The following is a 23,812-nucleotide window of genomic DNA, read 5'->3' as shown; positions in this document are numbered from 1 at the left end:
TATTATCTATATTAATTGATGATACAAATTCCTCATCAGACCTATGGAGGATGACCATGATCTATTTAGACAATAGCGCCACGACTAAACCATATAAAGAAGTATTGGATTCTTTTTTAAAGGTATCCACAGATTATTTTGGAAACCCATCCTCGCTCCATTCGCTTGGCGGCGAGGCCGAAATGCTGCTTAACCGGTCAAGGGAGACGATAGCAACCTTGCTGCATGTCCACCATAAGGAAGTCATTTTCACGTCAGGCGGAACAGAAAGCAACAACTTGGCCATAAAAGGATGTGCGCTAAGCAAAAGAAATATCGGTAAACATATCATTACAACTGCTATTGAGCATCCTTCCGTAACGAATGCGATAAAAGATTTGGAACAGGAAGGGTTCGAAGTGACGGTCCTACCTGTTAATAAGGAAGGAAGAATTACGAAAAAGCAGGTAGAAGAAGCGTTGAGAAAAGAGACGGTGTTGGTTTCCATTATTCATGTAAATAATGAAACCGGGGCAATCCAACCTGTAGAAGAAATCGGCGAATTTCTACTGAACTATCCAAATGTCAGCTTTCATGTTGACCATATTCAAGGAATCGGAAAGGTTCCATTAAAGATGAATGTCATTGACCTTTGCTCTCTTTCCGCTCATAAGTTTCACGGATTAAAGGGAAACGGGATACTGATTGCCAAAAATGGAGTCAAACTTCATCCAATTCTCAGCGGAGGAGACCAGGAATGGACGTTACGATCAGGAACAGAGAATGTGGCGGGGATTGTTGCCATGACGAAAGCACTGCGAATGACTTTGGAGAAGAGCGGAAATTACTTACCTAATATATCTGCATTAAAACTATATCTTCTTGATGAATTAGAGAAAATAAGTGGAGTATTTATTCATACCTCCAGAAGTTACAGTGCTCCGCATATAGTCAACTTTTCCGTTCCGGGCATAAAGGCAGAAGTTCTTGTCCATGCTTTAGGCACAAAAAATATTTATGTCTCTACAACCTCTGCCTGTTCATCCAAGCGAAAAGCACCAAGCAAGACTTTAATGGCAATGGGAGTGACGAGGGCACAGGCGGAAAGTGCTATCCGAGTAAGTATGACTTACAGTACAACAAAAGAAGAGATACGCTTATTTATACAAGAGCTTATCCAGGCCATAACCACTATAAAAGAAGTAACGAGGTAAAAAACATGAATTATGATCACATATTAATCCGATTTGGTGAACTGTCTACCAAAGGAAGAAACAGAAAACAGTTTGTCCAACGTCTTAGTTACAATATATTAGAAAAAATTAAAGACTTTCCAAAGGTTGCGATCGAAAAAAGCAGAGACAGAATGTTCATCAGATTAAATGGAGAACCTCATGAACCAATTCTGGATCGACTTCAAAGCATCTTTGGCATTCACTCTTTCAGCCTTGCAGTCAAAACGAAAACAGAATTAGAAGACATGAAAAAAGGAGCATTATTCGCTCTCGAGGCGTTACCTTACAAAGGAAAGACATTTAAAGTGACAGCCAAACGGGCTTATAAAAACTTTGAACTTGATACTAATGGTTTAAATCACGCAATCGGATCGCATTTATTGCGAAATGCCGAAGATCTGTCGGTGAATGTAAAACAGCCTGATATTAATGTAAGGGTTGAAGTTAGAGAGGAAGCGACTTACATTACATGTAAGGATATTGCAGGCGCAGGAGGTCTTCCAGTTGGTACAAGTGGTACAGGTGTGCTCATGCTATCTGGAGGGATAGACAGTCCAGTAGCAGGATACTTGGCAATGAAACGTGGAATTAGATTAGAGGTTGTTCACTTTTTCAGCCCTCCGTATACAAGTGAACGTGCAAAACAGAAAGTAGTGGAACTGACAGAAAGACTGACAGATTTTGGTCACTCCATTAATTTGCATATCGTTCCTTTTACAGATATCCAAGTAGCGATACAAAAGCAAGTGCCGGAAAACTATACGATGACATCCACCAGAAGGTTTATGTTGAAGATTGCGGACAAAATTTGTGAAAAAGAACAAGGGCTTGCAATTATTACGGGAGAAAGTTTAGGGCAGGTGGCTAGTCAGACTTTACAAAGCATGTCCACGATTAATGAGGTTACTTCCACTCCGATCATTCGTCCGCTCATAACGATGGACAAAATAGAAATTATGGATATTGCCAATCAAATAGATACGTTGGAGATTTCCAATCGACCTTATGAAGATTGTTGTACGATTTTCACCCCTTCTGCACCTAAAACGAAGCCGAAAAAGGAAAAAATCAATTTTTATGAAAGCTTCTTTGATATAGATAAGATGGTAAATGATGCAGTAGATCGTACGGAAAAGCTTATAATTACAGGGAAAAAGCAAGAAGAAGATAGTGATATCAACGATTTATTTTAACAATTTGTTACTGAGAAGAATTACCATATTTAAAACATGAATGATGCCATGTGTTTTTACACATTCTATACTCACAAGGAGGTGAAAACACATGGCAAACAACAGTTCAAACCAACTAGTTGTACCTGGTGTACAACAAGCTCTTGACCAAATGAAATACGAAATCGCTTCTGAATTCGGAGTTCAACTTGGTCCTGATGCAACTGCTCGCGCTAACGGTTCCGTTGGTGGAGAAATCACTAAACGCTTAGTTCAAATGGCTGAACAAAGCTTCAGTGGTGGTTACCAAAAATAATATATAAAATGGCTACGAGGTGGGGGAAACCCCACCTTTCTTCTATTCTAATCTTGGAGGTGCTTTTTTATGAAGGAGCAAAATCAAGTAGAAAAACAACAGAAGAAACAAGGAAGAAAACGCCGCAACGAACCAAAGCATGCGGTTAAATCGAATGAGCAATAAATAATGTTTGAGCACCTTCTTTTGGGAAGGTGTTTTTGCGTTTTATTAGTGAAATTAGTAAATGTATTAAGGCGAGGATGTATCAATAGCGTTGGATCAGTATGAGCAACCGGTGGAATGCCGCACTGGTGACAAAATTGCTGTGTTTTTTAAGAAAATGCCTTCATTTTTTTTTGTGTAAATTGGTTTGGTCAATTTTCTTCTTTGTTCGGTCAAATAATGGTAGTATTTACATGTGGTTCGGCCAATTAAAGGAGAGGTTTGGTCAACTTTTTCAGTAGGTTCGGTCATTTGAAAATTTGGTTCGGTCACTTTTCGAAAATCTTTGGTCAACTTTGCCAAAACTTCGGTCAACTTCCGTAAATCTTCGGACATCTACTCAAGCGCCAACATTTTTCCCCAAAAAGAATGAAAATTTCCACAAAATAATTCAAATTATTTAAAAAATTTTGTAATATAGAGATAGTACTATTACAAAGGGGATGACTTCATATGAAAAGAGAAGAACTTTTAGCACCGCCAAAGTACAATCTGGTTGAAGAAGTGGAAAAGTACGCACAAGACAGTGAAAGGCTCGCACTCATTTGGGAAAGTGAGCAAGGGGAGAAGGAACAAGTAACATATCAACAATTAATGAAAGCTGCAAATAAAATTGGAAACGCTTTAATTTCAGAAGGGCTGCAAAAAGGGGATGTAGTTCTTGTGATGATGCCAAGGCTTATAGAATCGTATCAAGTGTATTTAGGTGCACTCAAAGCCGGTATTGTCGTTATTCCATGTTCTGAAATGTTAAGAGAAAAAGATCTTGCATACCGAATCGAACACGGAGATGTGAAAGGGATCATTACATATCAACCATTTGTGGAACAGGCAGATAAATTAGAGGAAGTAGGCAACCTGGTAAGATTCAGTGTTGGGGGACTACCCGAAAAAGGCTGGACAAACTTGCACGAAGCGATGGAAAAACAATCAGACCGACTTGATTTTGCCACCACTTCAAGTGATGACATGGCCTTTCTATCCTATACATCAGGTACAACAGGTAATCCGAAGGGAGTTGTCCACACGCATGGATGGGCATACGCGCACCTCCGCACGACTTCTCAGAACTGGCTTGGGATTGAAGAAAATGATGTAGTATGGGCAACTGCAAGTCCTGGATGGCAAAAGTGGATATGGAGCCCATTCTTATCGACACTAGGTTCTGGGGCAACAGGATTTGTTTATCATGGCAAGTTCGATCCCAACACATATCTAAAGCTTTTGGAGAAACATGAAGTGAATGTCCTTTGCTGCACACCAACAGAATACCGTCTGATGGCGAAAGTAGATAACTTAAACGCTTATCAGCTGCCACATCTCCACAGTGCAGTATCTGCCGGGGAGCCGTTAAATCGTGAGGTAATTGACACCTTCCGAAAACATTTCCAAGTTGATGTCCGGGACGGTTATGGTCAAACGGAAAACACGTTGTTACTTGGAGTGTTAAAAGGCATGGAAATTAAATCTGGGTCCATGGGGAAACCCACACCTGGAAACCATGTAACAATTATCAATGAGGATGCTGAAGAATGTGCAGTGGGGGAAGTCGGGGACATAGCAGTACATGTAGAGACGCCGGCACTATTTAAGCACTATTACAAAGATCCTGAACGTACTTCCAGACAGTTTAGAGGGGACTACTATATTACAGGCGATAAAGCCAAAAAGGACGAAGACGGTTACTTTTGGTTTGAGGGCAGAAGTGATGACATTATCATCAGCTCAGGCTACACCATTGGACCGTTTGAAGTAGAAGATGCATTGGTAAAGCATCCGTTGGTGCGTGAATGCGCGGTAGTAGCAAGTCCTGATGAAATAAGAGGAAACATCGTTAAAGCCTTTGTAGTGTTGCAGGACGGTGTAGACCAGGAAGAAGATAAGGTAACTAAGTTGCTTCAAGAGCATGTCAAGGAACTGACGGCCCCATATAAGTACCCGCGAAAAATCGAGTACGTGGCCGAGCTTCCGAAAACTACTTCTGGAAAAATAAGAAGAATAGAACTAAGGCAGCAAGAATTGGCTCAAGCGGCTCAATCCTAAATGTAAGGAAAGGCAGGCTGGTGGGGATCAGATTCCTTGACCCACACCTAGACTGTCTTTTTTTATGCAATTTTTTTGTGCCTAGCCTTCACAAATGATAATCTAAATGTAATTTTACAAAATGAAGGAGAAAGATCACCATGGGAGAAATTTGGTACGGCGGAACCATCTATACAATGAGAGCAGAAATGGAAAAAGTAGAAGCAGTCTATACGGAAGATGGAATCATAAAAGACATAGGGACTCAAGACAATCTTCTCTCTAAATACCAACATGCACAAAAGCAAGATCTAAAAGGGGCAGTCATGTACCCTGGCTTTACTGATAGTCATATGCACCTGATTGGCCACGGAGAAAAATTACTGCGACTGGATCTATCCACTTACACATCTCCCCAAGATGTGAAACAAGCATTAATAAAAAAAGTACGAGAAACCCCTGAAGGAGAATGGATTTTCGGTGAGGGATGGAATGAGAATAATTTTGTCGACCGCAAAATTTTCCACAGAACGGAGCTTGATGAAATCACTTCATCTCACCCCATGATTCTATCAAGAGTTTGTCGCCATGCCGTACTGGTAAACAGTAAAGCTTTGGAACTTGCAGGTATTACAAAAGAAACAGAAAACCCTCCAGGAGGAGTCATTGTAAAGGATATTGATGGCGAGCCGACTGGATATTTACTTGACCAAGCACAGGAATTAGTAAAGAAGAAGATACCAAAAGCGAGTGAGAACTACTTGTATCATGCTTTGAAAACTTCTATTGAAGATTGCCTGCGCCTAGGGTTGGTAGGAAGTCATAGTGAAGACCTAAGTTATTATGGCAGTTTTACGAAAACATTTGGAGCATTTGAAAATGTGATTGAAAGAGATAAGTTAAAATATCGTGCCCATTTGCTTGTTCATCATGAAGTAGTGGATGATATGCACGAAGAAGGGCATACATTTAAGGAAACAACAGGCTTCATTACCCTTGGTGCTATGAAGATCTTTGCGGATGGAGCACTCGGAGGCAGGACCGCTCTTTTAAGTCGCCCTTATAATGATGCTCCTGAAACATCCGGGGTGGCCATTCATACACAAGAACAGCTTGCCATGCTTGTTAAAAAAGCGAGAGATTACGGGATGACGGTTGCAGTCCATACAATAGGCGATCTTGCGTTTGAATATATGTTAGATGCCATTGAAAAGTATCCTGCTCCAAAAGGAGAAAGAGACAGGCTTATTCATGCTCAGATATTAACGAAGGATCTTATTGATCGAGCAAAAAAACTGTCTCTTATTCTAGATATCCAGCCGCGCTTTGTGGCAACAGACTTTCCGTGGATTATTGAACGATTGGGAGAAGAAAGACTGAACTATTCTTATGCTTGGAAAACCCTTCTAGAGGAAGGTTTGATATGTGCAGGAGGATCGGATGCTCCGATAGAACCGGTAGATCCACTTCTAGGAATACACGCTGCTGTAACGAGGCAAACACCTGGGGATACAGACAAAACGGTTTATCAACCAGAACAACGTCTATCCATGTATGAGGCAATCGGACTCTTTACAAAAGGTAGCGCACAAGCCATATCTGAAGAACATAAACAAGGCTTAATCGAAAAAGGATACTACGCCGACTTCACCGTACTTGATACCGATCTTTTTCAAACAACAGACGATGGTATCCTAAAAGCAAACGTACTAAAGACAATCGTCGACGGTACGGTGATGTATGAAAGAGATTAAGAATAGCCACAGTAAATGATATTCTATAGCTGTTGATTGGAGCAAAAGGCGAAGACTCCTGAGGGGGATAGCGCTAGGTGGAGACCCCGCAGCGAAGCGAGGAGGCTCCAGCAGCGCCCCTAGGAAAGCGAAGCCATTTGCGGAAATCAACAGCGGAGTTATACAGAATCACTAAAAAATTACTAAAAGGACACCGCGATTAAGCCGCGGTGTCCATTGATAATTAAGGGGCTAGAATTTTATAAAAATGTCCGTTTAACCTTCTCCCAAAACGAATTATCCTTCAACTTCACAGTCTTAATCTTCTTATCTGTAAGCTGTATATCCAACCTCTCCACATGCTTAATGCTAAGTGCTTCATTATCAATCCCAATCGTCGGATAATCATTTCCATCCTGAATTACTTTTAACGTCAACTTCCTAGCGCCTGCCATAATAAACGGAGATCCAAGCGTACGATAGCTGTTATTGTTTATGGAAGCTAGTTCACTTACCTGAAAGCAAGGGAGCATCGGATCAACCACAGCACCCTGGACTGACTTATTGTAAGCCGTGCTGCCTGTAGGTGTCGACACAATCATCCCATCTCCTCGGAATGTTTCAAAGTGCAGCTCATCTATGTAAACATCTATCGCAAATGTTTTAATGATGGCGGAGCGGATGGAGCACTCATTCAAACATTGGAAGGTGGATGTGCCGTCAATGGTTACTTCAAGGGTAGGGTATTTTCTTACCTCGATTTGTTCAAAGGTCATCGCTTCGACCATTTTTTCTGTATCATCGATATGAAAGTCGCAATAAAAGCTGGAAGTTTCACCAGTATTTATACCTGCGTAAAGGCAATCATCTTTGAAACCTGTTTTCTGAACAGCTTGAAGGAAGGTGCCATCTCCTCCAACTGCTACGATAATGTTGGCATGATGATGATCATTTAATATTTCAAAATTATTTTGTACCGCTAATTGCTCCAGTTTTTCCACTTTTTCAACTAGCTCTTCTTCCCTTTTATAAAAGAAAAATATTTTACGGCGTTCTGTCATGATATTTCCTCCTTTTAATAATAAAAAATGGAACTTAAACAAAAAATATCCAAAATATTATCCTTTTGGAAAAAATTTTAGTACAATTCTATATTGTGATAAGTTTACCATTTTGATGAAACTTTTTGAAACGATTTAACGTATAGGTACTGTACGAACAACTAGGAGGTTTAGATATGAGTGGAAAGCGTTGGGCCGCGTTAGGTATCGCGGCATTATTATTGTTTGTGTCGATAATCACGAGTTTTGCAACACAACCTGCGGAAAGCTCCACATCTGGTTCTTTTTCAGATATTCTAGGTGGGGAAGATGAATTTATTGAGGAAGTAATGGAAGACGGAAGTCCAAACCGAAAAATTCTAGTTCTAGAAGTTAACGGTGTTATTCAGGACACAGGAAGCGATGTAACATCTGTATTCCAATCTCCGGGATATAATCATCGACAATTCCTAAGAATGCTAGATCAAGCAAAAGAGGATGATAGTGTAAAAGGAATTATCGTTCGCGTGAATACACCAGGTGGCGGTGTATCAGAAAGTGCCGAGATACATAAGAGACTAGTGGAAATTAAGGAAGAAACGGAAAAGCCGATTTATATTTCTATGGGCTCTATGGCAGCATCGGGTGGATACTATATTGCAGCACCGGCAAACAAAATTTTCGCCTCACCGGAGACAATCACTGGTTCTATTGGTGTTATCATGCAAGGCATTAATTACAGTGAACTTGCCGAAAAATATGGCGTGAAATTCGATACCATTAAAAGTGGGCCATATAAAGATATTATGTCACCTACGAAAGAGATGTCTGAAGAAGAACGTCAAATTCTTCAATCCATGGTCGACAATATGTATGATCAATTTGTCGAAGTTATTGTGGAAGGCCGCGGCATGAATGAATCTGAGGTCAGAAGAATTGCTGACGGAAGAATCTATGATGGCCAACAAGCCAAAGACATCAACATAGTTGACGAGCTGGGGTATTTTGAGGATGTTATTGAAGCAATGAAAAAAGATTATGATATGGGAAATGTTCAAGTTGTTCAATATACAGAAAACCTGGGCTGGGGTTCCTTATTCAGCATGAATGTTCAATCTCTATTAAAGCCAGAGTCTGAAATGCAGATGTTAGCAAAACTTATCAATCAACCTAATTCTCCAAGACTAATGTACTTGTATGCAGAGTAGGAGGGAGAAAAATGAGAGATGAGCAGAATAGCGAATATACAAACGAGAACGTAGAACATGAAGACGTGAACGTAGTGGAAGATAGAGTCAGCAATGATACGGTGTTGCCTGTGAAGGAAGTAGCGGTCACCGAATATCGCTATGCGGGGTTTTGGATGAGACTTTGGGCATTTCTATTAGATCTATTAATCATTTGGAGCATTGGAGCTATCGTGATAAATCCGATATTCAGAATAACAGGGATATCGACTAGTCAAAGCTTCATGTTCTCACCTGCAACCATTGCCACAACCATTGTGCTATATGGATACTTCATTCTGATGACGAAGTATTTTAACCAGACTTTAGGGAAGATGGTGTTTGGTTTACGAGTGGTAGATCTTAAAGCTAATGATCTTTCATGGAAAACCATCCTCTTTAGAGAAGGTGTCGGGCGTTATATTGCTTTAGTTTATGCACCTATCACCTATATCGTATTTCTTGTTGCGGCTTTTACGAGCAAAAAGCAAGGCGTGCACGACTTTATTGCAGACACAACAGTGGTTCATGAAAAATAAGTAATAAACCTGAAGTCCATCGTGACTTTAGGTTTATTTTTTTTGTGCTAGGAGATAATGGAAGGGGGGAGAAAGGGTGTGAAAGTGTGATTTGGGCCATTATAATCTTTGCCATCATAATTCTTCTCTTAATCATGGTTCTCGTCACTAAAATTACCATCCATTTTTACTACCATCATCAACAAGATAATGATCAGATGACAGTGAAACTAAGTGCATGGTACGGGTTGCTGCGGTACACCATTGATGTTCCATTGATCAGTGTAGATAAAGACACAGCATCCATTCATGTCGAGGAAAAAACCAAGGTTGGGGGCGGAGATCCTTCTCAAGGTAAACAAAAAGAGAAAGATTTTTCTCCAAAAGAGATATGGCAGAGTTTTGAAGATACATATGAACTGGTGCGTCATGTTGTCGGGATGCATGAAATAGTTAGGAGATTGCTTTCTAGAGTAGAAGTGAGTCATCTGGAGTGGCATAGCAATATAGGACTCGGGGATGCTGCCCAAACTGGAATGGTTGTTGGTGCAGGGTGGTCGATTAAAGGGGGAGTTGTTGGTTTTTTAAGCAATTATACAGACTTCCGTGCTCAACCGGAACTCTCCATCACCCCCTATTTCCAATTCGCTGTATCCCAAACCATGTTTAAGTGTATGATTCGTTTTCGAATCGGGTATGCTATGTTGGCAGGAATAAGAATCGTTAAATATTGGAAGGGCGGTAGACCTAAGTTTAAAACCCGTCCTTTATCCGTGTTGTCCAAAGAGGAAAATCACAAATCCATGTAACAGCAATAAGGAGGATTAATATGTCTGAACACCCAATTAAGAGTCTAATGACAACAGCGATGGAAAATTTAAAAGATATGATTGATGTTAATACGATCATTGGTGATCCGGTAGAAACACCGGACGGAAGTGTCATTTTGACTGTTTCCAAAGTCGGCTTCGGGTTTGCAGCAGGAGGAAGTGAGTTCCAAGGCGGGAGCGCTTCAGGACCTGAGAGGCATGATGGCGGTGGCAATAACCAAAACCAAGGGCATAAGCTTCCGTTTGGCGGAGGTAGTGGAGGTGGCGTGTCCATCACTCCAATCGCCTTTTTGATTGTCAATTCACAAGGAGTAAAAATGTTGCATCTTGATGAAAGCACCAGTATTTATGAAAGACTTCTGGACCTTGCACCTCAGGCAGTCGAGAAAGTACAGCATATGCTGAATAATAATAAAAATAATAATAGATCAAATCACTCAGATCATTCATCCTATAATGACCATAAGCAGGATTTGGACTTCTAAAATCGCCGGCTGCGCTGCAGTTGGCTTTTTTTATTGCTACGAGTGGAGGGGAGGATAGGGGAGGAAGGGCGGTTATGCCGGATATCAAGAAATTTTGCGATATATCAAGAAATTAAGGGTGGATATCAAGAAATTTCGCAATATATCAAGAAAAACAAGATGGATATCAAGAAATTCCACGATATATCAAGAAATCTACACTTTTCGACAACTTCTACTTCATGTAAGAAAACGCCACTCCCTCCTACTCACCAACAAAGTTTGATTAATTGCAAAACTTCCAAAACATAGCTATTATTACAAGTGTACATACAATTTGAGGAGGGAAATTATCATGGCAAACGTAACATTTAAAGGCAACCCAATGACACTAATCGGAAGCGAAGTGAAAGTGGGCGACCAGGCTCCAAACTTCTCCGTTCTTGCAAATGACCTATCTCCAGTAACATTGGAAAACTACAAAGGATTCAAGAAACTAATCAGCGTAGTTCCTTCCATTGATACAGGAGTATGCGATCAACAAACTCGCAAATTTAACGAAGAGGCAGCGAAGCTTGATAACGTAAAAGTTATTACAGTCAGCATGGACTTGCCTTTCGCTCAAAAACGCTGGTGTGCAGCTAGTGGACTTGACAACGTTGAGGTAGTATCTGACCACCGTGACGCTTCTTTCGGTGAAGCTTACGGCGTATTAATGCAAGAGCTACGCCTACTTGCTCGCTCCACGTTTGTTGTGGACTCCAACGACAAAGTAACATACGTAGAATACGTAGGGGAAGGTACTGACCACCCTAACTACGAAGCGGCAATCGAAGCAATTAAATCTGCAGAATAATACCCTACTCAAACCAATCGCACCAAGACGAGCAGACTGTGATAATAGCAGTCTGCTTTATTTTTGCCCCATCTCCATGTAAAATAGGAATACTGAAAATTTGGTTGCGAGTAATCCCCCTGTTGATTGGAGTGCAAGGTGTGAGACTCCTTAGGGAGTTAGCGGTAGGTTGAGACCCCACAGGCGAAGCCGAGGAGGCTCAAGCACCGCCCCTAGGAAAGCGAACACCTGGAACGCAAATCAACAGGAGTAAACTCAAGTTACCCATAAAAAGGAGTGGCACAATGTCCATTACGAAATTAGAAAACACATTTACTTTATTCGATACAACAGCACAAATCCTACAAGAAGAACTAGACTGTACATACCTAGAGGCGCTTGCAGAAACCGCAGAAAACCTCTTCCACGGAGCAGTCATCCAAGAAGAAGTATCCGAAGTTACCAAACGAAGACTTGAAAAAGAATACAGCAAACAAAACATCACTTCTCTTCAAAAAGAAGAAATCAGAAAAGGATTTCAACTTGCCATACTAAAAGGAATGAAAGATGCAGTTCAAGCCAACCATCAAATGACTCCAGATGCGATTGCCATGTTCATGGGATACCTCGTCGGAAAATACACCTCACATCTGCAACAGCTGACTATGCTTGATCCTGCTATCGGTACTGGAAACCTTCTTACAGCTGTCCTTAACCATCAGCCAAACAAAAAGCTGGAGGCGTTCGGTGTGGATGTGGACGACCTGTTAGTGAAACTTGCTTATAATAATGCCAACCTGCAAGAGCAGTCAATCAGTTTGTTCAACCAAGATGGCTTAAGCAACCTCTTTGTAGAACCAGTCGATGTAGTTGTGAGTGACCTTCCAGTAGGATATTACCCTGATGATAACAATGCTGCCAACTTCAAGCTAAAAGCGGAAGAAGGACATTCCTATGCACATTACCTGTTCATCGAACAAGGCTTGCGTTACACAAAACCAGGCGGCCACCTGTTATTCTTGGTTCCTAACTCCATGTTTGAAGAAGAGGAAGCAAAAAAGGTCAACGCTTTAATAAAAGATGAAGCGTATATTCAAGGAATGCTACAACTGCCAGAAACTATGTTCCAAAACAAAAACCATGCAAAAAGCATCCTTGTTCTGCAGAAAAAAGGAATAGGCATTGAACCTCCTAAAGAAGCACTATTAGTAAACCTGCCAAGCTTCTCTAACATGCAGGCGATGGAAAAAATCATGAGTCAAATCAACCACTGGTTTTCTGAGAAAAAGAAGAATAAGTAACAATACAAAAGCCTAATTCATCTTAGTGGAAGGAGCGGAGACTCCTCGAAATTGCTAGCGCATTTTCTTCGTTCGAGGATTCGCTGCCGAAGCCTTCCTTGTCCTGCGGGAGGAAGGGACAGGGAAGACCCCGCAGGGCGTAGCCCGAGCAGGCTTCCGGACCGCTCGCGGAAAGCGAAGCTCCTGCAACGAAGATCAACCGTAAGTGTAGAATTAACAGTCTACAATAACTATGCTATTCTTCAGAAAATAACGAATATATAAGGTAAGCGTTACCATAAAGGGAAGCCTCTTGCAAATGCAGTATGACGGTGTTTAAATGAAAAAGGTATATATAATATCGGAACTTTGCACAAGATAGGTAGAGTGTAAAAAACATTTAATCATCCACCCAAGTGTGACCATATAAAAGGAGTTGTACGTATCGTCATGTCAAAAGTTATTGCAATTAATGCAGGAAGCTCTTCTCTTAAATTCCAATTGTTCGAAATGCCTAGTGAAAATGTTATTACAAAAGGATTAGTGGAACGTATCGGATTAAACGATGCTGTTTTCACCATCTCTGTGAACGGCGAAAAAGTAACAGAAATCACAGACATTCCAGAACACGGGGTAGCTGTTAAAATCTTATTGAAAAAATTGATCGATCTTGACATCATCCAAAGCTTCGATGAAATCACAGGAATTGGCCACCGTGTTGTACATGGTGGGGAAAAGTTTAATGATTCCGTCCTAATTACCGACGAAGTTTTAAGTCAATTAGAAGAACTTTCAGAACTTGCACCACTTCATAACCCGGCTAACATCGTAGGAATTAAAGCATTCAAGGAAATCCTTCCGAATGTACCGGCAGTGGCTGTTTTTGATACAGCATTCCACCAATCCATGCCGGAAAAATCTTTCCTTTACAGCTTGCCTTACGAGTACTATGAAGACTATGGCATCCGTAAATACGGTTTCCATGGTACATCTCATAAGTACGTTTCCGAGCGTGCTGCAGAATTACTTGGCAGACCAGTTGAGCAACTTCGCCTGATTTCTTGTCACCTAGGAAACGGTGCAAGTATTGCAGCAATTGAAGGTGGAAAATCCATCGATACTTCCATGGGCTTCACACCACTTGCAGGTGTTGCAATGGGAACTCGCTCTGGTAATATTGATCCTGCTTTAATTCCATTCATCATGGAGAAAACAGGCAAGACGGCTGACGAAGTATTAGAAGTCTTAAATAAGCGCAGTGGTATCCTTGGAGTATCTGGTTTCTCAAGTGACCTTCGTGATATTGAATCTGCAGCCAATGAAGGAAACGAACGTGCCGAACTTGCTCTAGAAGTATTTGCAAGCCGTATCCATAAATACATCGGTTCTTATGCTGCAAGAATGTACGGAGTGGACGCGATCATCTTTACTGCAGGTATTGGTGAGAACAGTGATGTTATCCGTGCAAGAGTTCTTCAAGGACTTGAATTCATGGGCGTATACTGGGACCCTGCACTAAACAAAGTTCGTGGTAAAGAAGCATTCATTAACTACCCACACTCTCCAGTCAAAGTTATTATCATTCCGACGAATGAAGAAGTAATGATTGCTAGAGACGTAATGAAAATAGCATTGTAAGCTACAGTCCCCAACCTGTTTAACTTGACAACAGATTGGGGACTGTTTTTTTGTGCGGAACAGCTATGGTATAATGGAGAAAACTAGCAGATGGAAAAGTGAGGGGAAGAACTGTGTCCAATATCAGCAGGGAAGAACAATGGAAACATAAACTTTCACAGTGGGAAGAAAAACTATATACATACGAACCATCCCAATTTTCAGACACGTTGGACCATTGGGTGGACAAGGCTTTTAATTTATTGTCGGACGATAAAAAGGACCTATTTTTTGCTCAAATTGACACATGGTTATTTCATTTGCACGGTATTATTCAGCAATCCTCTTTCCAACAGCAAGCAGAAGAACGGATCGTCAATATGGCCCGAAGCTATATAGAAGATATTGAAAAAATTGAAGATATACGCGAACTACCTTTATCACAAAAAGCATTTATTGCGGAGCAACAGATTGCCAAACAAAAGCTTTATTCCGTGATCCAAGGTGGAATGACAGGGACGGCGAAGATCTCAACCCTAGCTATAGATATCCCAGCATTTGCAGCGTTAAATATCCGTACCACACAGCTTGTTGCGATGTCTTACGGTTACAGGGCAAGTACGCCTTTAGAAATGGTGAGGTCACTACAATTATTCTATGGTGCGACCATACCAAAGAAATATCAGCATGAACGTTGGGAAACATTGAAAAGTGAGCTCGGACAGGATATTGATCATTATTTTGACGTGTTACCAGACAAAGATCATCCAACAGTTTGGCTTCAACAGCCTTTAATGCACCTGATTAAGCTGCTGTTTGTCGCTATTATCGGCCGCCAAAAAGTAAACAACATCCCACTTCTCGGAATGATCACAGCTGCCGGAACAAACTACTATTGGACCAAAGAAGTCTCAGAATTCTCCCACTACTACTACATGATGAGACACTTAGTAGAAAGCGGAGAACTAGACGAATCAGAATGTGAGATGTTTTAAGGAAATACGGAAAATATAGCAGTTGCTTGGAGCAAAAGACGAAGACTCCTGCGGGGGAGTAGCGACATTATTGAGACCCCTGAAGCGTTGTGAGGAGGCTCAAGGTCGCCCTCTGGATAAGCGAAGTCTTTTGCTGAGAGCAACTGCGGCATTCAAATAAAAGGCGAATATCCAGAGCGGATATTCGCCTTTTAAGAATGTACTTTAGAAGATGATACATGCTGATTCATGCGATACCAAAGCCATAAATCATTGATAATGCTAGCATGATCTGCAATCTCCGAATTTAATTCGCAAGACCGCTCAAAATCTGCTTCATCATTCAATAAAGCCTGCTTAAAATTAATCTCTTCTTCTAACTCCTTAATACGATCGGGGATTCCCCCGCGTATCTTTTCCCACTTCAATAATATATCCTGCTGTGTTTCTTTGTCATATTGAGCCCAATCTAAATCCAACTGTGGCAAGCATATTCCAAGCCTTGGATCTTTTACAAAAGAAAACATCGCTACTTCCTTCCTTTTCTTCCCGTTTTAACCCATTGTATAATAACTGGGAAGAACATACTATCCATTTACCCTGTAATTTTTTCCACCTTTAAATGTGTGTCACTCGACGCAAACTAGGATGGATACTTAGTTGAAAGGTGGAAACCCATATGAAGAAAAAAGATCCTAAAGAAATTTTCTCTTATGATGATAATGCTGTGAATGAGGTTCACAATCAAATTACTGATGCTTACTCAAGCGGAGTAGTCGGTCAGCAATACAGCTCCAATGCATACCAACCGGTAGAAGGCGAAAGCGAACAAACATCCCACGAATAAACAAAAAAGGTGCCATCAACAGGCACCTATTTTTGTGACTTTTTTATAGAAAAGAAATAAATGGTACTTGTGATAAGGAAAGCCAAGAAACCAGGAGACAATCCTTCCGGCAATAGCAAATAAACACCTATCCCAATCCCAATACAAACAAATCCAATTCTATTATAAGAAGGTAATCCCTCACTAACTTCAATCTGCTTTCTTTTTATTAAAAGAAAATCAGTGATAATGACGGCAGATAAAGGGATGACAAATGCTCCAATCAAGGAAATATATCGTTCTGCTTCCTCCACTAGTGCAGGTGACAAGGACAATAATATTCCCGCAGCACCGAACAACATGGAACTTTTCACTCTACCAAGTAGCGGTAAAGAATTCAACAGACTGAATCCGCCGGTATAGGCATTGCTTAAGTTAATAGAAACCATCGATAAGATAGCCGCACCTAAAATAATCGCGGTCAGTATACCAGAGTTGGTCATCTCACTTGTAGCAATAAATGGGTTAAAAGCTCCTGTTAGTTGAGCTGTGTAAGCCCCAAAAAAAGCAGTAAGAATAAAGCCCAGGACATTTCCGGTAAACAAACCCCAAAACCCCTGTTTGGAAGTAACGGCATACCTTGTCACATCTGCTGAGGAGGAAACACCAGACACATATTGAACAAAAGCAAGACTTGCGAAAAAGCCCATGACGGGGAGATTCCAGGCACCTTCCATTGTTTTCTCCATTCCTATCATCCCTGTTCCTTTAGTGAGCAAAAGATATAGCATAACTAGCTGTCCAAGAATCAGCCATGGCATAAAGTACTTGGTAGCCCTTTTTACTGCATCAAATCCCACAAGAGCAAGGCCGCTCATAATCAACGCCAACAGCATAGCGATTATGTAAAATGGGATGGAAAGCTGAAAGGTCCGCTCCAGAATAAATTGTATCACCAACGTCCCACCTATGGTCTGAACTGAAAACCAGTAGAGGGATGTAACGGTTCGAATCGGGGAGGAGATATATCTGGATCCTTTTATGCCGATGATGGACCGAATGGCAAATTGAGAAGGAATTCCCCGCTCCGCACCAGGCAAGGATAAATAAGAAACAAATAAGAAGGCGAGTGTTGCACCAAATATAGTGGAGAGAAAGGCTGCATAAAAGTTGAGTCCCCCTTGAATCACAGCGAGTGCAGGGACAAGGAAGTTACCTGCATTCACCGAAAACGCAATCTGGATTATTACATATTCATACCAACGTGTTTTTCTTAATTCTTGTGGAACGGCCTCTAAACCGAACCGCTCTATCCGGCTACGTGGAGGTAATGCCACAGTTTGTGCTTTAGCCATAAGAAGGTCAGACTCCTTTCTTTCGTGTACCTAACAATCATTTTATCGTATCTTAACGGGTTATATGTTGTAAATTTAATCGATTTACAAGAAAATATAGAGGTACGCAATTCTATTAAGGGGGAATCCAGTTTGAGACATGCCGTAATTACAGCTGGTTCCAAAGGACTTGGAAAAAAAGTGACGGAACAGCTGCTGAAAAAAGGATGTTCCATTTCGATAAATTATAGAAATGACACAGAAACGATCGAGAAACTTAAACAGGAATGGAGTCACTTTGGAGAAAACAAACTACACTTTTTTCAAGGTGACGTAACAAAAAAAGAACAGATGCAGCAATTTATAGAGGAAGTGGTCGAACGCTTCGGTAGAATCGATTATTTAATCAATAACGCAGGACCCTATATTTTTGAACGAAAAAAATTGGCTGATTACTCGGATGAAGAGTGGTATGAAATGATAGAAGGCAATCTTAGTGCTGTTTTCCATCTTTTCCGTAAAGCAATTCCTGTTATGAGGGAGCAGCGATTTGGACGTATCATCACATATGGTTTTCAGGGAGCGGAAGCATCGCCAGGGTGGATTTATCGATCTGCTTTTGCTGCTGCAAAGGCTGGTCTTGTATCGCTGACCAAATCCATTGCTATTGAGGAAGCCGAACATGGCATCACAGCCAATATGGTCTGCCCGGGTAATATTGTTGGAGAAATGAAAGAAGCAACAATTGAACAGGCAAAAGGGCTGGAGGATGCCAAAGATACCCCGGTCGGCCGTTCTGGGACAGGTGAGGATATTGCCAGGGCCATCGAGTTTTTATGTGAAGAAAACTCTGATATGATCACAGGAGCAGTGCTGGAAGTAACAGGGGGAGTAGAGGTTATCAATCGATTCCGATAAGCTAAGGATTTTTGCCTCTAAATTTAGATAATATAGATAATTCTGCCTGTTTTAAAGCGCTTACAAAAATGCATAAAAAACTATTTTACATTTTCTTGTTTAATGTTATATTAGTTACGTCTTAACGCTTTGTGATTATGAAGAGGGAGGTATTTGATCCATGAGAATTGGAGTACCTAGAGAGATAAAAAACAATGAAAACCGTGTTGCGATGACGCCTGCAGGTGTTGTGAACCTTGTTGGCTTCGGACATGAAGTATACATAGAAAAAGAAGCTGGTATCGGATCTGGCTTTACTGATGAGCAATATGTACAAGCTGGTGCGAAAATGGTGGAAACAGCTGAAGAAGCATGGTCCATGGATATGGTCATGAAAGTAAAAGAGCCACTTCCTTCTGAATATAATTATTTCCGTGAAGGATTAATCCTTTTCACTTATCTGCATCTTGCTCCAGAACCAGAATTAACAAAAGCTTTAATTGATAACAAAGTGGTAGGTATTGCGTACGAAACGGTACAACTTCCAAACGGTTCCCTGCCATTATTGACTCCAATGAGTGAGGTAGCAGGACGTATGGCTACGCAAATTGGTGCTCAGTTCCTTGAAAAAATTAAAGGCGGTAAAGGGATTCTTCTTGGTGGTGTTCCTGGTGTTCGCCGCGGGAAAGTAACGATTATTGGTGGAGGTGTCGCTGGTACGAATGCTGCAAAGATGGCAATCGGACTTGGCGCAGATGTGACAATCCTTGACTTAAACCCTGATCGTCTTCGTCAGCTGGATGATATTTTCGGAAAAGACATCCAGACGCTTATGAGTAACCCATTGAACCTTGAGATCGCCGTGAAAGAATCAGACCTTGTTATTGGTGCTGTTCTTATTCCAGGTGCTAAAGCGCCGAAGCTTGTTACAGAGGAAATGATTCAATCCATGGGTGCAGGTTCTGTTGTGGTGGATATCGCAATTGACCAAGGTGGTATTTTTGAAACGACTGATCGCATCACCACACATGATGACCCAACATATGTGAAACATGAAGTGGTTCACTATGCGGTTGCAAATATGCCGGGTGCGGTTCCGCGTACATCTACTATCGCATTGACTAACGTAACAGTACCTTATGCAGTGCAAATTGCGAACAAAGGCTACAAGCAAGCTTCCTTAGATAATGAAGCGATCCTAAAGGGAATCAATACGCTGGATGGATATGTAACATATGCGGCAGTGGCAGAGTCCCACGGATTGGCGTATGAGAGTGCAAGCAATCTTTTGGTTAAAAGCTAATTTAATTAATCGAAAAAAACAGGTAACCATGGACGACATGGATACCTGTTTTTTAATTTATGGCTTAATAATCTGTAAATCTTTCGGGTAGCTTGTTAACAGCTCAATACCATTGTCCGCTACTAAAATATCATCCTCGATGCGGACGCCGCCAACTCCTGGTTTGTAGATACCAGGTTCAATCGTGAACGCCATCCCTTTTTGCAGTTTCATCGTGTTCGTTTCATTCATAGAAGGATACTCGTGCACTTCGATGCCAAGGCCGTGGCCGATACGGTGTGTAAAGAATTCTCCATAGCCACTTTCTGTTATGATAGAGCGGGCTGTCCGATCAATCTGTCCGATTTCCACGCCAGGTTTACAAATATCCACGGCAGCAAGTTGCGCTTTTAATACCGTTTCATAGACTTCCTTTTGTTGCTCGTTCACAGTTCCGAAAGCAACGGTTCTTGTGATGTCGGAACAATATCCATTCAAGACAACGCCAAGGTCAAATAACACGAAGTCGCCTTCCTTCACTTGATCCAAGCCAGGCTTTCCATGAGGAGCGGCAGTCTTTAAACCTGTCAGCGCCATTGTGGAAAAGGACATCTGGCTGATGCCTTTTTTCTTTAGCTCGTACTCAATCGTTGCAACCAGCTCTTGCTCTGTCACACCTTTTTTAAGATGATGCACCCCAACTTCCACACCAAAATCGGCAAGTTTGGCTGCTTCTCTCAAAATGGATACCTCTTCTTCATCCTTTACTAGTCGAAGCTGATACATTTTATCTTCTGCCGCGGCAAGGCTTATGCCCGGGAAGATCTCCTCTAACTTATGTAAACGAGCAACAGTCATATGTTCTTTCTCAACTGCTAGTCTTTCCATTTGAATTCCTTTTTGTTTTACATACTCCTGAACCTTTTTCCAAGGATCATCGGTGTCATTGTACCCCACTATTCCGAAGTTCCAACCAGTTTTTTTCACCTGTTCTACTTCCATATTGGGACAGACAATCGCAGGCTCGCTGTTTGGAAAAGCGAGAAGTCCCAGTAATCTTTCGTGTGGATCTGTGTAAAAACCGCTTATGTAAAAAACGTTCGGGGTAGAAGTTAAGAAACAACCGGACAAGTCCTCCTGTTTCAGCCATTCTATTAATTGTTGCAGACGATGTTCTTTCAACTCAGCCACTCCTTTATTTAGGTGAATTACTTCTAGTTACGAAGTTTATTACGTTTACATTAAGAGTATCAGGGAATCATACTTGTGTAAATTTTATTAGAAGGATTTTTCATTAAAAAAGAGAAGATTAACTGGTATGAAGAAATTTAATGTTGAGAAGGAGAGATTGGAAGAATGAAGGTTTCCTATCATGGACATTCCGTAGTAAAAGTTGAAGCGAATGGTAAAACGATTTTGTTTGATCCGTTTATCACGGGCAATGGTCTGACAGATTTAAAAGCAGACGATTTGAAGGTGGATGTGATTCTTTTAACGCACGGCCACAATGACCATGTTGGCGATACGGTGGACCTTGCTTTAAAGAATGACGCATTAGTTGTTGCGCCGTTTGAGCTTGCCGAATATTTAGGTTGGCAAGGTGTGAGGGTTCATGAGATGCATATCGGCGGAGCACATGAATTTGATTTTGGAAAAGTGAAATTGACGCAAGCGTTTCATGGCTCTAGTTATACAGATTATGAAACAAAAACAATCGTCTATACAGGTATGCCGAGTGGAATCTTGTTGACCATTGATGGGAAGACGATTTTCCATGCAGGAGATACAGCATTATTTTCTGATATGAAAATGATTGGGGAGTTAAATAATATCGATGTGGCCTTCTTGCCGATCGGGGATAATTTCACGATGGGTCCGGATGATGCGGTTCTTGCTGCTGAGTGGTTGGACGCCTCCAAGGTGGTACCAATCCACTTTAATACGTTCCCTGTCATTGAACAAAATCCACATGATTTTGTTTCCAAACTTCCTAAAGGTGTTGGGAAAGTGCTGGAAGTGGGAGAAATCATAGAATTATAGGTTGCTGCGAAGAAAAGAAGCGGATTTGCTTCTTTTTTTTGTTGTGCGGAATATACATGATACAAGCTATAAGTTTGGAAGGAGTGTCATGTGTTGAAGAATAGACTTTTATTATCGTTGTTATGTATTGGTGCCATGCTTTACGTTGCAGTACCGCGTTTACCGGTGACAGAAGATGGACTTGCAGGGGTGTTTGGCATGGCATGGCTGGTGCTAGCCTTGATGGCAGTTGGAGGAAATATTGCAGCAATCATGTACTTGCCAAAGCGAAAGCGGATGGTGCGAAAAGCGAAATTAGCAGAGGCCAAAAAGGTCCGATTGCGTCAATATCAGTAAACACATTGAATACAAGCTATAACACCCGTATAATAAAGGTACAAATAACTATGTGGACGGGTGAATAGTGTGACAAAGCATGAACAGATTCTCCATTATATTGAAGAACTTCCTATTGGAGAAAAAATATCAGTACGACAAATCGCCAAGGCGCTCACAGTCAGTGAAGGTACGGCATACAGAGCAATCAAGGATGCTGAAAATAAAGGGTATGTTAGTACCATCGAACGTGTTGGTACTATTCGTATTGAGCGGAAAAAGAAAGAGAATATCGAAAAACTTACATTTGCCGAAGTCGTCAACATTGTGGATGGACAAGTTCTTGGCGGCAGAGAAGGCCTTCATAAAACGTTGAACAAGTTTGTTATCGGTGCGATGAAACTTGAAGCGATGATGCGCTATACAGAAGCAGGTAATTTGTTAATTGTCGGTAACCGTTACAATGCACATAAGCTTGCTATAGAGGCTGGCGCTGCGGTGTTAATTACCGGTGGCTTTGATACGGACGAAGAGGTTAAAAAGTTAGCTGATGAAATGAAGCTTCCAATCATCTCGAGCAGTTATGATACGTTTACTGTTGCGACTTTGATCAATCGTGCAATCTACGATCAGTTGATCAAAAAGGAAATCGTGCTGGTGGAAGATATCTTGACTCCAATCGAAGCGACGACTTACTTAACCACAGAAGATACGATTGCGGAATGGTATAAAGTGAACGAAGAAATCAAGCATAGCCGCTTTCCGATCATCGATAAAAACTTGAAAGTGCAGGGAGTGGTTACCTCTAAGGACGTGCTTGGGAAGGATTCTTCGACACCAATTGAAAAAGTGATGACCAAAAACCCGATCACTGTTAATGGCAAAACGTCGGTCGCGTCCGCTGCCCATATCATGGTATGGGAAGGAATCGAGATGCTGCCGGTGATCGACCCGAGCCATCGCCTTCTTGGAATCATCAGCCGTCAAGACGTATTGAAGGCGCTGCAAATGATTCAAAGGCAGCCGCAAGTCGGCGAAACCCTTGATGACATCGTGACCAATCAATTTATGGATGTCACAGAATCAAAAGGCGAAGAGGCTTACCAAAGCGAAGTGACCCCGCAGATGACCAACTCGGTCGGAACAATTTCCTATGGGGTATTTACAACCATTGTGACAGAAGCGGCAAAGCGTGTGATCCGCAATGTGAAAAAGAGTGATATGGTCGTGGAGAACATTACGATTTATTTTATCAAACCGGTGCAGATTGACAGCACGATCGAGATTCGGCCAAAGGTACTCGAGGTCGGCCGCAAGTTCGGTAAAGTGGACGTGGAAGTGTACCACGAAGGAAATGTCGTCGGCAAGGCGATGATGATGGTGCAGTTGATACAGTAGTTGTTTAGTTGGTTTGGAGCAGGCGCTCTCACCCGGGTTTGAGGTGGGGGCGTTTTTTTTGGTGGTTGGGGGAAGTTTGGGGCAGGGGGAACTAAGGTCAAGGTCAAGTTCAAAGTCCAGTGCAAAGACTAAAGTGTTGAAGGGCTTTTGGTGGGGGGCTGGAGGATCAATGGATAAATTGATTTTACAATGGATATATGGATTTTATGATGGATATATTCGATTTACAATGGATATATCTGTTTTACAATGGATATTTTCATTTTACAATGGAT

The 23,812-nt window shown here is 41.4% G+C and carries 24 protein-coding genes; 19 read left to right on the top strand and 5 right to left on the bottom strand.

Translation table 11 applies throughout. The annotated features are described in order from the left end of the window. Nucleotides 1-56: 56 nt before the first annotated feature. From LC091_RS03985 to LC091_RS03975, 3 genes are all read left to right on the top strand, one after another. Entirely contained in the window at nt 57-1,193 is a 1,137-nt protein-coding gene (locus tag LC091_RS03985; RefSeq protein ID WP_226680410.1) for a cysteine desulfurase family protein, read from the top strand. Between the two features lie 5 nt (nt 1,194-1,198). Then, entirely contained in the window at nt 1,199-2,407 is a 1,209-nt protein-coding gene (thiI, locus tag LC091_RS03980) for a tRNA uracil 4-sulfurtransferase ThiI (RefSeq protein WP_226680408.1), read from the top strand. Nucleotides 2,408-2,498: 91 nt separating this feature from the next. After that, entirely contained in the window at nt 2,499-2,702 is a 204-nt protein-coding gene (locus tag LC091_RS03975) for an alpha/beta-type small acid-soluble spore protein (protein WP_010195477.1), read from the top strand. A 261-nt stretch (nt 2,703-2,963) separates the two neighbouring features. Here the strand turns inward: LC091_RS03975 and LC091_RS03970 are convergent, their stop codons facing one another. After that, nucleotides 2,964-3,242: a hypothetical protein gene (locus LC091_RS03970; protein WP_226680406.1), complete on the bottom strand. Its 279-nt coding sequence runs from the start codon at nt 3,240-3,242 to the stop codon at nt 2,964-2,966. A gap of 117 nt (nt 3,243-3,359) precedes the next feature. Here LC091_RS03970 and mbcS point away from each other — a divergent pair, with 117 nt between their 5' ends. Beyond that, nucleotides 3,360-4,949 (top strand): acyl-CoA synthetase MbcS, encoded by a 1,590-nt coding sequence (gene mbcS, locus LC091_RS03965; RefSeq protein ID WP_226680404.1) that lies wholly within the window; start codon nt 3,360-3,362, stop codon nt 4,947-4,949. A gap of 140 nt (nt 4,950-5,089) precedes the next feature. Next, a complete protein-coding gene (locus LC091_RS03960; RefSeq protein ID WP_226680401.1) occupies nt 5,090-6,682 on the top strand; it encodes an amidohydrolase in 1,593 nt (530 codons plus the stop codon). 239 nt (nt 6,683-6,921) lie between these two features. Here LC091_RS03960 and LC091_RS03955 read toward each other — a convergent pair whose 3' ends face one another. Further along, on the bottom strand, nt 6,922-7,725 hold the full coding sequence (locus LC091_RS03955) for an NAD kinase (protein ID WP_226680515.1): 804 nt from the start codon (nt 7,723-7,725) through the stop codon (nt 6,922-6,924). Between the two features lie 173 nt (nt 7,726-7,898). Here LC091_RS03955 and sppA point away from each other — a divergent pair, with 173 nt between their 5' ends. The 8 genes from sppA to LC091_RS03915 all read left to right on the top strand — a co-directional run bounded on the left by sppA (nt 7,899) and on the right by LC091_RS03915 (nt 15,466). Next, entirely contained in the window at nt 7,899-8,909 is a 1,011-nt protein-coding gene (sppA, locus tag LC091_RS03950) for a signal peptide peptidase SppA (protein ID WP_226680399.1), read from the top strand. A gap of 11 nt (nt 8,910-8,920) precedes the next feature. Further along, a complete protein-coding gene (locus tag LC091_RS03945; RefSeq protein ID WP_226680397.1) occupies nt 8,921-9,466 on the top strand; it encodes an RDD family protein in 546 nt (181 codons plus the stop codon). Nucleotides 9,467-9,552: 86 nt separating this feature from the next. After that, on the top strand, nt 9,553-10,254 hold the full coding sequence (locus LC091_RS03940; protein WP_226680395.1) for a DUF2953 domain-containing protein: 702 nt from the start codon (nt 9,553-9,555) through the stop codon (nt 10,252-10,254). Nucleotides 10,255-10,274: 20 nt separating this feature from the next. Beyond that, nucleotides 10,275-10,760: a GerW family sporulation protein gene (gene ytfJ, locus LC091_RS03935; protein ID WP_226680392.1), complete on the top strand. Its 486-nt coding sequence runs from the start codon at nt 10,275-10,277 to the stop codon at nt 10,758-10,760. A gap of 334 nt (nt 10,761-11,094) precedes the next feature. Then, nucleotides 11,095-11,595: a thiol peroxidase gene (tpx, locus tag LC091_RS03930; RefSeq protein ID WP_226680389.1), complete on the top strand. Its 501-nt coding sequence runs from the start codon at nt 11,095-11,097 to the stop codon at nt 11,593-11,595. Between the two features lie 284 nt (nt 11,596-11,879). Then, nucleotides 11,880-12,875, top strand: a complete 996-nt coding sequence (locus LC091_RS03925) for a class I SAM-dependent methyltransferase (protein WP_226680388.1) — start codon at nt 11,880-11,882, stop codon at nt 12,873-12,875. 429 nt (nt 12,876-13,304) lie between these two features. Continuing rightward, nucleotides 13,305-14,492, top strand: coding sequence for an acetate kinase (locus tag LC091_RS03920; RefSeq protein WP_226680386.1), 1,188 nt, complete (start codon nt 13,305-13,307; stop codon nt 14,490-14,492). 113 nt (nt 14,493-14,605) lie between these two features. Continuing rightward, entirely contained in the window at nt 14,606-15,466 is an 861-nt protein-coding gene (locus LC091_RS03915; RefSeq protein WP_226680384.1) for an EcsC family protein, read from the top strand. A 191-nt stretch (nt 15,467-15,657) separates the two neighbouring features. Here the strand turns inward: LC091_RS03915 and LC091_RS03910 are convergent, their stop codons facing one another. After that, nucleotides 15,658-15,972 (bottom strand): hypothetical protein, encoded by a 315-nt coding sequence (locus LC091_RS03910; protein WP_226680381.1) that lies wholly within the window; start codon nt 15,970-15,972, stop codon nt 15,658-15,660. 152 nt (nt 15,973-16,124) lie between these two features. Between LC091_RS03910 and LC091_RS03905 the strand changes: the two genes are divergently transcribed. Continuing rightward, nucleotides 16,125-16,292: a hypothetical protein gene (locus tag LC091_RS03905; protein WP_226680379.1), complete on the top strand. Its 168-nt coding sequence runs from the start codon at nt 16,125-16,127 to the stop codon at nt 16,290-16,292. Nucleotides 16,293-16,318: 26 nt separating this feature from the next. Here the strand turns inward: LC091_RS03905 and LC091_RS03900 are convergent, their stop codons facing one another. Beyond that, entirely contained in the window at nt 16,319-17,626 is a 1,308-nt protein-coding gene (locus tag LC091_RS03900; RefSeq protein ID WP_226680376.1) for a purine-cytosine permease family protein, read from the bottom strand. Between the two features lie 132 nt (nt 17,627-17,758). On the opposite strand from LC091_RS03900, the gene LC091_RS03895 reads away from it, so the two are divergent. Both LC091_RS03895 and ald read left to right on the top strand, forming a co-directional pair. After that, complete coding sequence (locus LC091_RS03895; RefSeq protein WP_226680374.1) at nt 17,759-18,523, top strand: SDR family oxidoreductase; 765 nt, start codon at nt 17,759-17,761, stop codon at nt 18,521-18,523. A 160-nt stretch (nt 18,524-18,683) separates the two neighbouring features. After that, the gene (ald, locus tag LC091_RS03890; RefSeq protein ID WP_226680372.1) at nt 18,684-19,805 is read left to right on the top strand and encodes an alanine dehydrogenase; all 1,122 of its coding nucleotides are present in this window, start codon (nt 18,684-18,686) and stop codon (nt 19,803-19,805) included. A 57-nt stretch (nt 19,806-19,862) separates the two neighbouring features. Here the strand turns inward: ald and LC091_RS03885 are convergent, their stop codons facing one another. Next, complete coding sequence (locus LC091_RS03885) at nt 19,863-20,966, bottom strand: M24 family metallopeptidase (protein ID WP_226680370.1); 1,104 nt, start codon at nt 20,964-20,966, stop codon at nt 19,863-19,865. Nucleotides 20,967-21,140: 174 nt separating this feature from the next. On the opposite strand from LC091_RS03885, the gene LC091_RS03880 reads away from it, so the two are divergent. From LC091_RS03880 to LC091_RS03870, 3 genes are all read left to right on the top strand, one after another. Then, nucleotides 21,141-21,824, top strand: a complete 684-nt coding sequence (locus LC091_RS03880; RefSeq protein ID WP_226680369.1) for a metal-dependent hydrolase — start codon at nt 21,141-21,143, stop codon at nt 21,822-21,824. A gap of 93 nt (nt 21,825-21,917) precedes the next feature. Continuing rightward, nucleotides 21,918-22,160 carry a hypothetical protein gene (locus tag LC091_RS03875; protein ID WP_264179207.1) on the top strand — a complete coding sequence of 81 codons (243 nt, stop codon included), beginning with the start codon at nt 21,918-21,920 and terminating at the stop codon, nt 22,158-22,160. A gap of 69 nt (nt 22,161-22,229) precedes the next feature. Next, complete coding sequence (locus LC091_RS03870; protein WP_226680364.1) at nt 22,230-23,537, top strand: DRTGG domain-containing protein; 1,308 nt, start codon at nt 22,230-22,232, stop codon at nt 23,535-23,537. Nucleotides 23,538-23,812: the final 275 nt, after the last annotated feature.

Source organism: Sutcliffiella horikoshii, from assembly GCF_020524325.1.
Taxonomy (GTDB): domain Bacteria; phylum Bacillota; class Bacilli; order Bacillales; family Bacillaceae_I; genus Sutcliffiella_A; species Sutcliffiella_A horikoshii_D.
The sequence above is the reverse complement of the archived record's forward strand: the minus strand, read 5'-3'. Positions and strand labels throughout refer to the sequence as shown.